Raw genomic sequence first — 14,180 nt, 5'->3', positions numbered from 1 at the left:
GGCTGGTCAGTCTGCGGTGACTGACCAGCCCCAGCGGGGTGTTGCGGGCGTCAGCCCTTCGGGGTGGCGTTCTTGGGCTGAGTGAAGGTGATCTCTGCCTCCTCGCCCTGGAAGACCACCTCGGTGTCGCCCCTCCTGCCCTCGACGCTGGTCATCACGCCAAAGAGTTCCTCGCCCTCGGTGGCGGGCCAGTACCGGCTCTCGGTGGACTCGGAGGCCTTCTGGCTGCTCGAGGTCGTGGCATCGGAGGAGCTCGTGGGACTCTGCGAGTCCGACCTCACCCCGAAGCCTGCACGGGCTCCCCGGGCGGCGGAGGCGCGGCTCGGCGGCCGTCTGGGCTGGTGTCGCGGACTCACCCTTTTCCCGGCGTGGGCCGACTGGTTAGGTTGGCCGCATGTCACGCCTCGGGGACTAGCTGACCGCCGACCACCCCTCGTGGGCCCCCTTCCCGCAGAGCTCGAGCAGGCCTTCTTCTGGATGGAGGAGCAGGGCCACGTCGTGAAGGGCGAAGAGGGCCCCTTCCTCACCGCGTATCCCGACGACGAGCAGCTCGGCCGGTCTTCGCGGTCGGTCTCGACCTCGCCGACTGGTTCGACGGGCGGACGCCCGACGGGCTCCTCCCCATCGCGGAGGCCTCGGGCGACGGCTCGTGGCTGGCACTGTGGCGCGACGGCGGTGAGGTGCACGCCGTGGTCCTCGGCTCCGACGGGGAGACCGGCACGGTCGCCGAGAACCCGCGCGACCTGCTCGCCATGCTCGCGGTGGGCTTCGACGAGGTCGACCTCCTCGCCCTCCAGTGCCCGCCGGAGGAGCCCGAGGCGGTCGCGGACTTCCGGGCCTGGGTCACCGCTCAGGGCATCGACGTACCGGCCGAGTGGGCGCTCCCCGAGAAGGACGGCTTCCCCGAGTGGGTCGAGGAGTTCATGGGCGGCCAGGAGGTGGACCCCGAGGACTGACCCTGGGGCCCGCGGGCGGCCTGTCGGGGAAGGCGGCTAGCGTGGAGACATGGGTCACGCCGCATCGTTCAGCACCCCGGTCGTCGCCGATCAGGAGCGCGACTGGGCCCTGGTCGACGGGCCGGAGGTGGCCACCGAGCTGGGGACGGACCCCGAGCACGGTCTGAGCTCGGCCGAGGCCGCCACCCGGCTGGCGCAGCACGGCCCCAACGAGCTCGACGCCGAGCCCCCGGAACCGGCCTGGAAGCGCCTCGCCCGCCAGTTCTCCGACCCGCTGATCCACCTGCTCCTGGCCGCCATCGTCATCTCGGTGGCGGCCTGGTGGTTCGAGGGGGCCCAAGGCCTCCCGGTCGACGCCGTGGTCATCCTGCTCATCGTGGTCGCCAACGCGATCATCGGCTACGTCCAGGAGGGCAAGGCCGCCGACGCGGTGGCCGCCCTGCAGCGGATGTCCGAGGTGACCGCCGGGGTGGTGCGCGACGGCCAGCAGCTGCGCGTCCCCGCCACCGAGGTGGTCCCCGGTGACCTGCTGGTCCTCGCCGAGGGCGACTCGGTCCCGGCCGACGCCCGCCTCCTGCGCGCCTCCTCGCTGCAGGTGGCCGAGGCCTCGCTGACCGGGGAATCCCAGCCGGTCACCAAGTCCCCGGCCACGCTCGCCGAGCACGTCCCGCTGGGCGACCGGACGAACATGGTCTTCAAGGGCACCGCGGTCACCCAGGGACTGGGGCGGGCCGTGGTGACCGAGACCGGCATGGGCACCGAGATGGGGCACATCGCCCGGATGCTCAACGAGACCGAGCAGGAGTCCACCCCGCTGGAGAAGGAGATCGCCGGCGTCGGCAAGGTGCTCGGCCGGTCGGTCATCGTCATCGCCCTGGTGGTCATGGGGGCGGTCGCGCTCACCAGCGACATCCGCACCGCCCAGGACGCCGTCGACGTGCTCCTGCTCGGCGTCTCGCTGGCCGTGGCCGCCGTCCCCGAGGGGTTGCCGGCGATCCTCTCGCTCGTGCTCTCCATCGGCGTGCAGGCGATGAGCCGGCGCAACGCCATCATCAAGTCGCTCTCCTCGGTGGAGACGCTCGGCTCGGCCTCGGTGATCTGCTCGGACAAGACCGGCACCCTGACCCGCAACGAGATGACGATGGTGCGGGTCCGCTCCCGCTCCGGCGCGGCCGAGATCAGCGGGGTCGGCTACGCACCGGAGGGGGATGTGCTCGTCGAGGGGTCCCCGCTGCTGGAGCAGGACCCCGAGCTGGACCTGCGCGAGGAGGACATCGTCGTCCTCAGCGGCGGCACCCTGGCCTCGGACGCCGAGGTCCGGCAGGAGGAGGACGGCTCGTGGTCGGTCATCGGCGACCCCACCGAGGCGGCCTTCGTCGTGGCCGAGCAGAAGGCCGGCCTGACCCAGCGGCGGCAGGAGCGGTTCACCCGGATCGGGGAGGTGCCCTTCACCTCGGACCGCAAGATGATGTCGGTGGTCGTCGAGGACGCCGACCACACCGACGCGGAGGGCCGCGTCCAGCGGACCCTCGTCGCCAAGGGCGCCCCCGACGTGCTGCTCGAGCACTGCACCCGGGCCCGGGAGGGGGAGCGCGTCGTGGATCTCACCGCCGCCGACCGGGAGCAGGTGGAGCGCGACGTCGCCGAGATGTCCGACCAGGCCCTGCGTACCCTCGCCGTGGCCTACCGGCCGCTGGAGCCGGGGGAGTACGAGGCGGCCCTGGCCGGCGACGGCTCCCTCGACGGCGAGGCGGGCCTGGCGCTCGAGGAGGGGCTGATCCTCGTCGGGACGGTCGGCATCATCGACCCGCCCCGCACCGAGGCCGCCGAGGCCGTGGCCGAGGCGCATCGGGCCGGCATCCGCGTCGTGATGATCACCGGGGACCACCCGGCCACCGCCCTGCGGATCGCCCAGGAGCTCGGCATCGTCGGGCAGGGCGCCCGGGCGGTCGCCGGTCCGGAGCTCGACGGGATGGACGACGCGCAGCTGCGCGAGGTGGTCCGGGAGGTCTCCGTCTTCGCCCGGGTGGCTCCGGAGCACAAGCTCCAGCTCATCGCCGCCCTGCAGGCCGAGGGGCAGATCGTCTCCATGACCGGCGACGGGGTGAACGACGCCCCGGCCCTGCGCAAGGCCGACATCGGGGTGGCGATGGGCGTCACCGGGACCGAGGTCTCCAAGCAGGCCGCGGACATGATCCTCGTGGACGACAACTTCTCCACGATCGTCTCCGCGGTGCGGCAGGGGCGGGTGATCTTCGCCAACATCCGCAAGTTCCTGCGCTACCTGCTCTCCTCGAACATGGGTGAGGTCCTCACGATGTTCCTCGGCGTGATGCTCGCCGAGTACCTCGGCCTGACCGGCCACGGGGAGGCCGTCGTCGCCCCACTGCTGGCCACGCAGATCCTCTGGATCAACCTCGTCACCGACTCGGCGCCGGCGCTCGCGATGGGGATCGACCCCGAGACCGAGGACGTCATGGCCGCCCGACCCCGCCCGCTCTCCGAGCGGGTCATCAACACCCGGATGTGGACTGGGATCCTCACCATCGGCCTGGTGATGGCCGTGGTGACCCTGCTGGCCCTGGACATGGAGCTGCCCGGCGGGCTCGTCGAGGGGCACCAGTCGGTGGAGAACGCCCGCACCGCGGCCTTCACCACGCTGGTGCTCGCGCAGCTGTTCAACGCGCTGAACTCGCGCTCGGAGACCGTCTCGGCCTTCCACCGCCTCTTCACCAACCGCTGGCTGTGGCTGTCGCTGGCCTTCGGCCTGGTCTCGCAGGTGGCCGTGGTGCACGTGCCCTTCCTGCAGGCGGCCTTCGGCACCGAGGCGCTCACCCTCGACCAGTGGCTGAAGTGCCTGGCCCTGGCCTCGTGCGTGCTCTGGTTCGACGAGCTCCGCAAGGTGGTGCTCCGCTGGCGTGGTGAGCCTGCCCCGGCCGAGCCCACACCGCGCTTGGAACCTGCCCTGACCTGACGGGGCCGCAGTCCCCGGAACACGCCGGGGACCGTCCGGCGACCCGATGAAGGAGGAACCCATGACGCTCGACGACCACGTGGACGGCACCGCCGCCGGCAGTGACGACGACCCCGGCACCGCCACCCGGGTCCCGCTCCTCGGCGAGGCGGAGTCCCGTGGCGGCCGACCCGGGGCGAAGAACGTCCTGGCCACCGAGGCTGGGAAGGTCGTGGTCTTCGAGTTCGCCGCCGGTGACGTGCTGGCCGACCACGCGGCCCGACACCCGGTGATCATCCAGGTGCACCGGGGCCGGGTCGAGCTCACGCTCCCCGACGGCCCGATCGAGCTGGCGCCCGGCGAGATGCTCCACCTCACGCCGATGCTGCGCCACGCCGTGACGGCCCTGGAGCCGACCACGCTGACGGTGACGATGCTCCTGCCCCACTCCTGAGGAGCGGGCAGCCGGCCGACACCCGCCCGGCTCAGCCGGGCCGCGGGGCCGGGGTTGCCTCCTCAGCGGGGCACCGGGACCCGGCCGGTCAGCGCGGCCTGGCGGGACTGCTCCAGCACGGCCCCGAGCTCCTCCTGCGAGAGCTCGGGGGTGGGGCGGACCAGCAGCGTCTGCAGCGGTCGGGGTCCCCAGACGGTGGGGCGAACGGCCTCGTTGAGCACCCGTCGCTGCGCAGGGGCCAGCCCCAGCGCGCGCTGCTGACCGGCCTCGGTCAGCGGCATGACGAGGACCCGGCGGTAGCCGTCGTCGCGAGGGGCCGACTCCATCCGGTGCTCCGGGGGCAGCAGGTCGCCCCAGGGGACCGGTCCGACACCGTCGACCGTCACGCCCCGGGCGTCCAGGACCCACTGGCCCACCGGCCGGTGCCCACCGCGGCGCACGAGGACCAGGGCGACCACCGTGACGGCCAGCAGCAGCGCCGTCCCCGCGGCCACCGCGAGCGCGGCCCCGGTGCCTCCCTCCTGGGTCAGCACCAGGACCACGCCGAGAGCGCCGAGCAGGGCGACGGAGGCGGCGGCAGCGGACAGCCCGCCCACCACCCAGGCGGCGCCGATCCGGGTCACCGGCACCACGACGGTGCCGCGGTTCAGCAGCTCGCCGAGCAGTCGCTGGCCCGGGTCGGGGATCAGTGCGGTCACGGGGTCCTCCCTGTGGGGCTGCCGACGGCGCAGCCCCGTCTCAGTCGTGCAGGCTGTGTGTCGGCTCCTGCGCGTGGATGGCCGGGGTCTCCAGCTGGATCGTGGCATGCTCGAAGGCCACCGGGAAGTCCGTGCGCAGGCACTCGTGCATGTCCTGCAGGATCTCCAGCGCGTGGGCGGACTCGAAGCAGCGTTCCTCGACCACCACGTGGGCCGAGAGGATGGGCAAGTTCGTGCCGATCGCCGAGGCGTGGAGGTCGTGGACGTCCAGGACGTGGTCCCGCTCCAGCAGGTGGCGGCGCACCTCGTCCAGGTCGACCCCCTCCGGGGTGTACTCCATGAGGATGCGCAGCGCCACGCGCAGGATCCGCACGGCCCGGGGGACGATGAGCGCGGCGATGAACAGGCCGGCCAGGGCGTCGGCCCGCAGGAAGCCGGTGAAGCGGATCGTCAGGGCCGCGACGATGACCCCGACCGAGCCCAGCGCGTCGTTGAGCACCTCCAGGAAGGCGGCGCGCATGTTGAGGCTGGCGTCGCGCCCACCGGCGAGGACCAGCATGGCCAGGAGGTTGACCACCAGGCCCACGACGCCGAAGACCAGGAGCTCACCGGGCGGCACCTCCGGGGGAGCCGAGAGCCGCCGGACGCCCTCGACGGCGGTGTAGATCCCGACGACGACGAGCAGGGTGGCCTGGGCCAGGGCTGCGAGCACCTCCAGCCGGGCGAAGCCCCAGGTGCGGGCGCTGCTGGCCGGCCGGGTCATCATCGTGGCCGCCACGAGGGCCACCAGGAGTCCCGAGGCGTCGACCAGGGCGTGGGCGGTGTCGGTGAGCAGGGCCAGGCTGCCGGTGACGACGCTGCCCACGGCCTGGGAGACCGCGACCAAGGAGGTCAGGGCGAAGGCGACCGCCAGCCGCGAGCGGGCCGTGCTCGCCGTGGCGTGCGCGTGGTCGTGGCCGGCACCCATGCCTGCTCCTCCTCCCCTAGGGGAGTCGATCGTAACGAGACCGGGCGGCGCTCCGGGCAGCGGGGACGAGCCGGCCGGAGCAGCTCGGACGGGCTCGGACCGGCGCGGCCGAGATCAGTCCGGATCGATGAAGTAGGACTCGTCCATCGCGGGGTGCGGTTGCACGGGGACCACCTGCAGGCGCACCCGGTCCTCGGCCCACCGGCGGTCCTCCACGGCCTCCCGGGCGCTGTTGAGGGCCTCGCACTGCTCCTGGGTGAGATAGAACTCGAGCTGCTGGCACGAGCGGTCCAGGCGGGCGAGCTTCTCGTAGTCCTCGTGGTCCTCGACGGCCTCCAGGAACTGGTCCACCCGCGTTTGCACGGTCTGCCGCCTCACCCGGCGCATGAGGGTCGGCAACAGATCGATCTTGCCGTCCTCGCTGACGATGATCACCATCGAGCCACGCCCCTGACCGGCCAGGTACCGGATCGCCGAGTTGTAGCGCGCTCCCCGGCTGCCGTCCCCGGTGCCGGTGGCAGCCCCATCGAGGATCACGCCCACCGCGTGGCACGCGCCGCGCGGGTCGACCAGCACCGCGCCGTCGATCTTCGTCAGCGTGCGGAAGGCCCGCTCGCCCAGCACCGTCGGGGTGATGGTGAACGCCTGCGGCAACAGCCGCCGGCCCTCGGTGGCCGCGTCGGGGTGCACCACCAGCATCGTGCCGTGCTGCTGCCCGGCGCAGGCCTGGGCCATGTCCCACAGCACCTCGGCGTCGCCGTCCTGGCCGAAGACCCGGCGCACCGTGTCGGCGAAGGTGTCGGGGTCCATGGCCTCGGTCGGCACCGACGGCTGCCCGTGGTCCATGCGCAACAGCGCCGTGCCGCCGTGCCACAGCTCCCACGCGCCGTTGCCGACCACGTCGATGACGAAGCACTCCTCGGTGGAGGCGTCGTAGGTCCCGGAGAGCGAACCCAGGCCGAAGGCCACCCGCCCGTCGGTGAGCAGCCGCAGGCCCCGGCCGGACATCTCCAGCATCTTGCGGAACAGGCTCGGTGCCGACAGGGCGGTCTCGTGGTCGAAGTGGATGTCCGCGGTGACCGCCGGGTGCTCCCGGGCCGCCAGCACCATCGACCCGAGGCTCGCGCGGCCCTCGTAGGTCTCGGCCGACACCGCATCGAGGGCGTCGCGCAGGCCGTGCGAGAAGTCCTGCCCGGTGCGGGAGACGACGCCGTTGACGAAGCTGTCGGCGGCCGACCGCAGGATGGCCCCCGCATCGATGCCCATCAGGGTGGTGGGCACCACGCGGTCGAGCTCGCGGGAGACGGCGCGCAGCACGTCGGTGATGATCGCCTCGGGGAAGGACTCGTCCACCGGCAGACCACCGACCTGGTGGCGGTGCAGCCGCGGGAGCGACTCCAGGGCGGCCTTGCGCACGGCCAGCACGGGGAAGACCCGGTACTCGCCCACCACCACGCTCAGGCCCACCCGCAGCGTCCGGTCGGCGAAGCGGGCGCCCGTGGTCAGGGCCTCGGCCACCACCTGCCGGCGGCACCCCTCCAGGCGCGCGGCGTCGTAGTGCTCCGATGCGGTGAACTCGTCCTGCTCCTCCGGCTCCGGCAGGGCCTCGAACTGGCGCTGGGCGGCCTCCATCAGCCTGTCCAGGCCGGTGACGTCGAAGGCGCGCCGGGAGGGCTCGATCACCACCGGCAGGCCGGGGTCGTGCTCCGGCAGGCCCACCAGGAAGCCGCGGGCGTCGAGCTCGACCCCCGCGCGGTCGAGGGCCTCGTCGGCGAGCTGCTCCATCGACCACCGCAGGTCGGCCTGTCCATCCCACATCGCACGTCCGGTCACGGGGAGGCATTCTCCCAGCCCACGGGACCGCGAGCGACCGGCAGGTGGCGGCGCTTCCCGACGGCCTGGTGGGCCGCGACCTGCACCTCGTGCGGCTACCGGGTCACGACCCGGTCCGCTCGGTGTGGGCCCACGTCAAGAAGCGGAAGAACTCACGCTGGGAGGTGCCCTTCATCGCCACGATGCGCACCGAGGTCACCCGTGGGGTGCCGAACACCCGGGGGGCGGCGTTCTCGTTGAGCACCGCTCGCAGGGAGGGGTCCAGCAGGTCGGCCTGCTGCTGACCCGCGGGGGTGAAGGGCATCACCAGGGCCAGCTGGTTGCCCTCGTCCCGCGGAGCGGGCTCCATGCGCTGGGTCGGCGGTTCGAGGTCGCCCCAGGGAATGGGCCCCACCCCGTCGATGGTGATGCCTTGCCGGCTGACCACCCACACGCGCCCCGGGCGGCTGCGGCTGGCACGTCGCGCCCACCACGCGCCGGCCGCGAGGGCGATCGCGAGCGCGAACACGCCGACGGCGGCGACCGCGGCCGAGGGCTCGGACTGGACCACCGCGACGCCGGCAGCCACGAGGCCGAACAGGAGCGCCCCGATGCTGAGCGGAAGCAGGATGGAGGAGGCGAACAGGAACGCCGGACGGGCCGCCTCGACGACGACCTCGCCGCGAGCCCGCCACTCGGCCAGGAGGTCCTCTGCCGAGCGGCGACCTCCCGTGCCGGGGGTTCCGGACTGCTGTCCCGACACCCCGGGGCGGGGGCTCGAGGCAGGGTGCGGCGTCATGGGTTCCTCATCTCTGCGTGGGCCTGGGCCAGGAAGGCGACGAACTCCCCGCGGGGGGTTCCCTTCATCATCGGGATCCGCACCGGGTGGAGCAGGGGGGTGTGCGAGCCCACCGGGGTCGCGGCCACGTTGAGTACCGCGCGCGCCTGCGGGTGGAGGTCGAGGGCCCGGCGCTGCCGCGCGCCGAGGGCCACCAGCGTCAGGGAGAGGGCCCGGACCCAGTTGAGGCCTCCATGGGTGGGGGTGAACTCCAGCCGCCACCGGGGCGGTTCGAGCTCGCCCCAGGGGACGGGCCCCACCCCGTCGATGGTGACACCCCGCCGGTCGACGGCCCACACCGGCGCAGGGCGACGGTGACAGGCCCGGCGCTGCCGCGCGCCGAAGGCCACCAGCGTCAGGGAGAGTGCCACCAGCGCTCCCGCGATGATCCCCAACCGCACGGCGCCCACGGCGATCGCCAGGACCAGCAAGGTCAGGCCGGTGACCCCCGGGGCGACGCTCAGGCCGAAGAAGATGTTCGAGACGAGGTACGCCGAGGCGTTCACCGCCTCCAGCACGACCTCGCCGCGGGTGCGCCACTGCCCGTGGAGCTCCTCGGCGGTCCGTGGCCGCCCCGTGGATCTACCTGTGGTGTCGCTCATAGTCACCCCCCTCGTGTCGTTGCGGGGTCCTGTCCGCCCGCCCGGTCATGCAGAGACCCTAACGGCGCCCCGATGTTCCTGAGCCCGGTTGCGGTCGGAATCGGGCAGGTTGTCACCGGGCGGCGCTAGCGTGGGGACAACGGATCAACCAGGACAGGGGAGGGACCATGACCGAGCGCGACACCCTCATCGAGGCACTGGCTCGCCACCGCGGTTTCCTGCTGCAGGCCGCCCAGGGTCTGAGTGAGGAGCAGGCCCGGACCCGCAGCACCGTCAGTGAGCTCACAGTGGCGGGGTTGTTGAAGCACGTGGCGGACACCGAGGAGGAGTGGATGGCGTTCGCGGCCCGCGGCGCGCAGGCGATGTCAGGCAGTGGCGTGTACTCCACCGAGGTCGACTGGGAGGCGGTGGAAGCGCAGTCGCAGGCCTCCGGGGATGACTGGGCGGGCAGCGAATGGGTCGACACCCGCTTCGAGCTGTCGGAGACGGAGACCCTGGATCGGCTGCGGGAGCGGGTCCTCGAGGTCGCAGCGGCTACGGAGGAGTTCCTCGGATCGGCGGACCTGGAGGCCGAGCACGACCTGCCAGAGGCTCCGTGGTTCGAGCAGGGGGCGCGCTGGTCCGTCCGGCGAGTGGCGCTTCACGTGCTGGCCGAGGTGAGCCAGCATGCAGGACACGCCGACATCATCCGCGAGGCCCTGGACGGTCAGAAGACGATGGGGTGACGCCGCCGGGCGCCGGTCGTGGCACCGCGGAGTGGCTGCGTTGGCCTCAGGCGCTCTTGCTGGCGGACCCGGAAGTCTTTTTCGAAGACGTGGAGGTCTTCTTCGACGTGCTCTTCTTGCTGCCCGAGCCGCCCGACGAACCGGAGCCGCTCTTGCTGCTAGAACCGGACTTCTTCGCCGAGGAGGTCGACTTCTCACCCGAGCCCGAGCCGCCCGCCTTGCGGTCCAGGGACGACTTGAGCGCCTCCATCAGGTCGATCACCTCGGCGTCGTCATCCGCCTCCGCTGCGCCGTCGGGGGCTGCCTTGCCCTCGGTGGCGTCGGTGTCGAGCGTGTCCCCGGCCTCGAGCTTGGCGTCGATGAGCTCACGCAGCTCCACCTGGTACTCGTCCTCGAACTCCTCGGGGGTGAAGTCCGAGGCGTACTGCTCCACGAGCGCAGCGGAGAGCTTGAGCTCCTTCTCCCCGATCTTGGCCCGTGACTTCGTCCCGGCGAACTCGACCTCGCGGACCTCGTCGGCCCACAGCATCCCCTGCAGCAGGAGCACCTTGTCCCGCACTCGTAGGGCGCCCAGCCGGGTCTTGTTGCGCAGCGAGAACTGCACGATGGCCACGCGGTCGGTGTCCTGCAGGGTCTGGCGCAGCAGCAGGTAGGACTTCGGCGACTTCTCCTCGGGCTCCAGGAAGTAGCTGCGCTCGAACATGATCGGGTCCACCTGGTCGGCCGGGACGAACTGGAGCACCTCGATCTCCTTGTCCTCCGCCGCGGGCAGCTCCTTGAGCTCCTCGGCCGAGAGGATGATCGTGTCGTCCCCCTCGGAGTAGGCCTTGTCGATGTTCTGGTAGTCGACCTTCTTGCCGCACACCTCGCAGGTGCGTTGGTAGCGGATGCGTCCCCCATCGGCGTCGTGCACCTGGTGGAAGGAGATGTCGTGGTCCTCCACGGCGGTGTAGGCCTTGACCGGCACGTTGACCAGTCCGAACGAGATGGCACCGCTCCACACTGCACGCATGGCCCCAGCGTAGGGGCGATGGGGTGGGCTGTCGCCCCAGCGGTGGGCCCGGTGGCCCGCTCGCCAGGCGTCAGCGGTCGTCGTGCAGGGTCACCACGGCCTGCACGGGCTCGTGGTCGGATCCGGCCACCCCACCCGGGCGCGCGGCGTTGACCCCCACCCCCTCGACCGCGATGCCGTGACCCACCACCATCCAGTCGATCCGCCGGCCGATGCGGGGCTGCCGGTAGCTGCTCACCGTCCCCCAGGGCGGGGTCAGCCGCCGCCCCAACGCCCACGCGTCCTGCGGCCCGCCACCGCGGGTGAGCTCGTCCCAGGTGGCCGAGCCGGGGCGGGAGTTCGCGTCCCCCATCACGACGGCCGTCCTGCCGCGCGTCGGGCTCCGTTCCAGCCCGGGCGAGCGCCCGGTCCCGCGACTACCCTCGCAGGGACGCCCCCCCGTGGAGAGGACCCGCATGGCCCGCAGCGAGCGCAGGACCGTCCGCGTGGGCGAGCGCACCCTCTCGGTCTCCAGCCTGGACAAGGTGCTCTACCCCGAGGCGGGCACCACCAAGGCCGACGTCGTGCACTACTACCTGTCGGTGGCCGAGGTCCTGCTGCCGCAGCTGGCGGGCCGTCCGGTGACGCGCAAGCGCTGGGTCGACGGGGTAGGCACGGAGGGCGACCCGGGGGAGGTGTTCTTCCGCAAGGACCTGGAGGACTCGGCGCCGGACTGGATCCCCACCGGGCGGATCGTGCACGCCAACCGGGCGAACTCCTACCCGCTGGCCACCGAGGCGGCGGTGTTGGCCTGGTTCGCCCAGGTGGCGGCACTGGAGCTGCACACCCCGCAGTGGCGCTTCGGGCCCGACGGGCAGCCCCGCCGCCCCGACCGGCTGGTGCTGGACCTCGACCCCGGCGAGGGGGTGGGGCTGACCGAGTGCGCCCAGGTGGCGCGGTGGTGCCGCGAGGTGCTCGACGGCATGGCGCTGGAGGCCTTCCCCGTGACCTCGGGGTCGAAGGGCATCCACCTGTACGCCGCGCTCGACGGGACGCACGATGCCGAGGCGGTCTCGGCGGTCGCCCACGAGCTCGCGCGGGCCTTGGAGGCCGACCACCCGGACCTCGTCGTCTCCACCATGAAGCGTGCCCGCCGGGCCGGGAAGGTGTTCCTGGACTGGAGCCAGAACAACGCCTCCAAGACCACCGTGGCTCCGTACTCGTTGCGCGGCCGCGCCCGGCCGACGGTGGCCGCCCCCCGTACGTGGGAGGAGCTCGACGACCCGGGCCTCGCGCAGCTCGAGCTCGATGAGGTGCTCGACCGGGTCGCGGACGGCATCGACCCCGTCGCGAGCCTGGGGGCGGGCACGGGGCCCGGGGGTGCTGGCGAGGTGTCGTCGCCGGCGCCCGACCGGCTGAGGACCTACCGCTCGATGCGGGACCCCGACCGGACCGCCGAGCCGGTGCCGGCCGACCCGCCGCGGGAGCGCGAGGCGCCGGACGGGGAGCTGCCGAGCTTCGTGATCCAGGAGCACCACGCCAGCAGCCTGCACTGGGACTTCCGGCTGGAGCACTCCGGCGTGCTGGTCTCCTGGGCCGTGCCCAAGGGGCCGCCGCTGGAGCACGACACCAACCGGCTGGCGGTCATGACCGAGGACCACCCGCTGGAGTACGGCACGTTCGAGGGCACCATCGCCGCGGGGGAGTACGGCGCCGGCGAGGTGACCATCTGGGACGCGGGCACCTACGAGCGCAAGAAGTGGCGGGAGGGCAAGGAGGTGATCGCCGTCCTGCACGGCCGCCCCGATGGGGGGCTCGGCGGGGTGCCACGCCGGTTCGCCCTCATCCAGGCCACCGGCATGGGCAGCGAGCGCAACTGGCTGCTGCGCCTCACCGACGAGCAGCCCGGGGCGGGGCATCCCCAAGACGGTTCCCCCGAGGAGGTGACGGCGGCACCGTCACCGAGCCGGTCCCGTGCTGACCGGTCGGACTCGCGCACCGCCAGAAGGGCCTTGCGCCGGCGGCCCGCGCCGGGGTTCACCGTGGCCGACCTGCCGGCGGCGATGGCGGCCACGGCCGGGACCCCGGAGCAGGTGGAGCGGGCGGTGGCCGGCGGCCAGGAGTGGGCGTTCGAGATGAAGTGGGACGGCTATCGCGTGGTCGCGGGGGTCCGGACGGCGGGGCAGGGTCCTGCCGATGCCGATGCCGATGCCGATGCCGGTGCCGAGCGCGAGGGCGCCGTCGTGCTTGCCAGCCGCAACGGAAAGGACCTGACCGACACCTTCCCCGCGGCCGTCGAACTCACCCGGCTGCTGCGGGGGGAGGCGGCCGAGCGGGGCGGGGCCGTCCTCGATGGCGAGCTGGTGGCGTTGGACGACCGGGGCCGCCCCGACTTCGGTCTGCTGCAGGCGGCGCTCGGCGACGGGCCCGGCGTCAACGCGGCCGGCGACCCCATCGAGCTGCGCTATCTCGTCTTCGACCTGCTGCAGCTCGGCGCGCCCGGGGACCCGGAGGACCGGCAGCGCTCCCTGCTGCGCATCCCCTGGGGTGAACGACGCGAGCTCCTGCGCGAGGTGCTGGGTACTGGTGGCGATGCCGTGTCGGTGCCGCCGGCCCACACCGGCACCCTCGCCCAGGCGCAGCGGGCGAGCCGGGGGCTGGGGCTGGAGGGGGTCGTCGCCAAGCGGGTCGATGCGGTCTATCTGCCCGGCCAGCGCGGTTCGGCGTGGGTGAAGCTCAAGACGCAACGCCACCAGGAGGTGGTCGTCATCGGGGTCCGGCAGGGGCGCGGCGGCCGGTCCGGTGGCATCGGGTCGCTGCTGGTGGCGGTGGGGGACGACGAGGGCGAACTGCGCTACGCCGGCCGGGTGGGGACGGGCTTCAGCGCCGCCCAGCTGGCCGACATCGAGAAGACGCTGCGCCGCATCGAGCGCAAGACGCCCCCGGTGGACGACGTGCCGGCGGCCGACCGCACGGACGCCTGGTGGGTGACGCCGCGGCTGGTGGGCGAGGTGTCCCTGGCCGGGCGCACGCGCGACCAGCGGGTGCGGCAGGCGGTCTGGCGGGGGTGGCGACCGGACAAGGAGGCCGGCGAGGTCCGATGGGAGGTGTAGCGCCCCAGCCACGGCCGGCGGCCTCGACGCCGATGACGACCGTGCCGGGGCCGGCGGTCGTCGATGATGTG

Annotated in this window: 13 protein-coding genes; 5 read left to right on the top strand and 8 right to left on the bottom strand. The window is 72.9% G+C overall.

The window, feature by feature from the left end:
• Positions 1–50 precede the first annotated feature (50 nt).
• Positions 51–281 (bottom strand): hypothetical protein, encoded by a 231-nt coding sequence (locus tag KSED_RS09750; protein WP_015779928.1) that lies wholly within the window; start codon positions 279–281, stop codon positions 51–53.
• A 408-nt stretch (positions 282–689) separates the two neighbouring features.
• Here KSED_RS09750 and KSED_RS13780 point away from each other — a divergent pair, with 408 nt between their 5' ends.
• The 3 genes from KSED_RS13780 to KSED_RS09735 all read left to right on the top strand — a co-directional run bounded on the left by KSED_RS13780 (position 690) and on the right by KSED_RS09735 (position 4,363).
• Positions 690–956, top strand: coding sequence for a hypothetical protein (locus KSED_RS13780; RefSeq protein WP_015779927.1), 267 nt, complete (start codon positions 690–692; stop codon positions 954–956).
• Positions 957–1,005: 49 nt separating this feature from the next.
• Positions 1,006–3,930 carry a cation-translocating P-type ATPase gene (locus KSED_RS09740; protein ID WP_015779926.1) on the top strand — a complete coding sequence of 975 codons (2,925 nt, stop codon included), beginning with the start codon at positions 1,006–1,008 and terminating at the stop codon, positions 3,928–3,930.
• 61 nt (positions 3,931–3,991) lie between these two features.
• Positions 3,992–4,363, top strand: a complete 372-nt coding sequence (locus tag KSED_RS09735; RefSeq protein WP_015779925.1) for a cupin domain-containing protein — start codon at positions 3,992–3,994, stop codon at positions 4,361–4,363.
• A 62-nt stretch (positions 4,364–4,425) separates the two neighbouring features.
• Here KSED_RS09735 and KSED_RS09730 read toward each other — a convergent pair whose 3' ends face one another.
• The 5 genes from KSED_RS09730 to KSED_RS09710 form a co-directional block, all read right to left on the bottom strand.
• Positions 4,426–5,061 (bottom strand): hypothetical protein, encoded by a 636-nt coding sequence (locus KSED_RS09730; protein ID WP_015779924.1) that lies wholly within the window; start codon positions 5,059–5,061, stop codon positions 4,426–4,428.
• Between the two features lie 40 nt (positions 5,062–5,101).
• Positions 5,102–6,028 carry a cation diffusion facilitator family transporter gene (locus tag KSED_RS09725; RefSeq protein WP_015779923.1) on the bottom strand — a complete coding sequence of 309 codons (927 nt, stop codon included), beginning with the start codon at positions 6,026–6,028 and terminating at the stop codon, positions 5,102–5,104.
• 114 nt (positions 6,029–6,142) lie between these two features.
• Positions 6,143–7,861 (bottom strand): DNA integrity scanning protein DisA nucleotide-binding domain protein, encoded by a 1,719-nt coding sequence (locus tag KSED_RS09720; RefSeq protein ID WP_015779922.1) that lies wholly within the window; start codon positions 7,859–7,861, stop codon positions 6,143–6,145.
• Between the two features lie 103 nt (positions 7,862–7,964).
• A complete protein-coding gene (locus KSED_RS09715) occupies positions 7,965–8,639 on the bottom strand; it encodes a hypothetical protein (RefSeq protein WP_015779921.1) in 675 nt (224 codons plus the stop codon).
• Positions 8,636–9,280, bottom strand: a complete 645-nt coding sequence (locus KSED_RS09710; RefSeq protein ID WP_015779920.1) for a hypothetical protein — start codon at positions 9,278–9,280, stop codon at positions 8,636–8,638. Before KSED_RS09710 ends, KSED_RS09715 begins: the two co-directional genes overlap by 4 nt.
• 167 nt (positions 9,281–9,447) lie before the next feature.
• Here KSED_RS09710 and KSED_RS09705 point away from each other — a divergent pair, with 167 nt between their 5' ends.
• Positions 9,448–10,005 carry a DinB family protein gene (locus KSED_RS09705; RefSeq protein WP_015779919.1) on the top strand — a complete coding sequence of 186 codons (558 nt, stop codon included), beginning with the start codon at positions 9,448–9,450 and terminating at the stop codon, positions 10,003–10,005.
• A gap of 46 nt (positions 10,006–10,051) precedes the next feature.
• Here the strand turns inward: KSED_RS09705 and ku are convergent, their stop codons facing one another.
• Positions 10,052–11,017, bottom strand: a complete 966-nt coding sequence (gene ku, locus KSED_RS09700; protein ID WP_015779918.1) for a non-homologous end joining protein Ku — start codon at positions 11,015–11,017, stop codon at positions 10,052–10,054.
• A gap of 70 nt (positions 11,018–11,087) precedes the next feature.
• Positions 11,088–11,474, bottom strand: coding sequence for an endonuclease/exonuclease/phosphatase family protein (locus tag KSED_RS09695; protein WP_169307791.1), 387 nt, complete (start codon positions 11,472–11,474; stop codon positions 11,088–11,090).
• On the opposite strand from KSED_RS09695, the gene KSED_RS09690 reads away from it, so the two are divergent.
• Positions 11,473–14,109 carry an ATP-dependent DNA ligase gene (locus KSED_RS09690; RefSeq protein ID WP_015779917.1) on the top strand — a complete coding sequence of 879 codons (2,637 nt, stop codon included), beginning with the start codon at positions 11,473–11,475 and terminating at the stop codon, positions 14,107–14,109. The genes KSED_RS09695 and KSED_RS09690 overlap by 2 nt on opposite strands.
• The last annotated feature ends 71 nt before the right edge of the window (positions 14,110–14,180 follow it).

The sequence above is a fragment of the Kytococcus sedentarius DSM 20547 genome (assembly GCF_000023925.1).
Lineage (GTDB): Bacteria > Actinomycetota > Actinomycetes > Actinomycetales > Dermatophilaceae > Kytococcus > Kytococcus sedentarius.
Note: the sequence above shows the minus strand (reverse complement) of the source record. Positions and strands in the feature narration are given on the sequence as shown.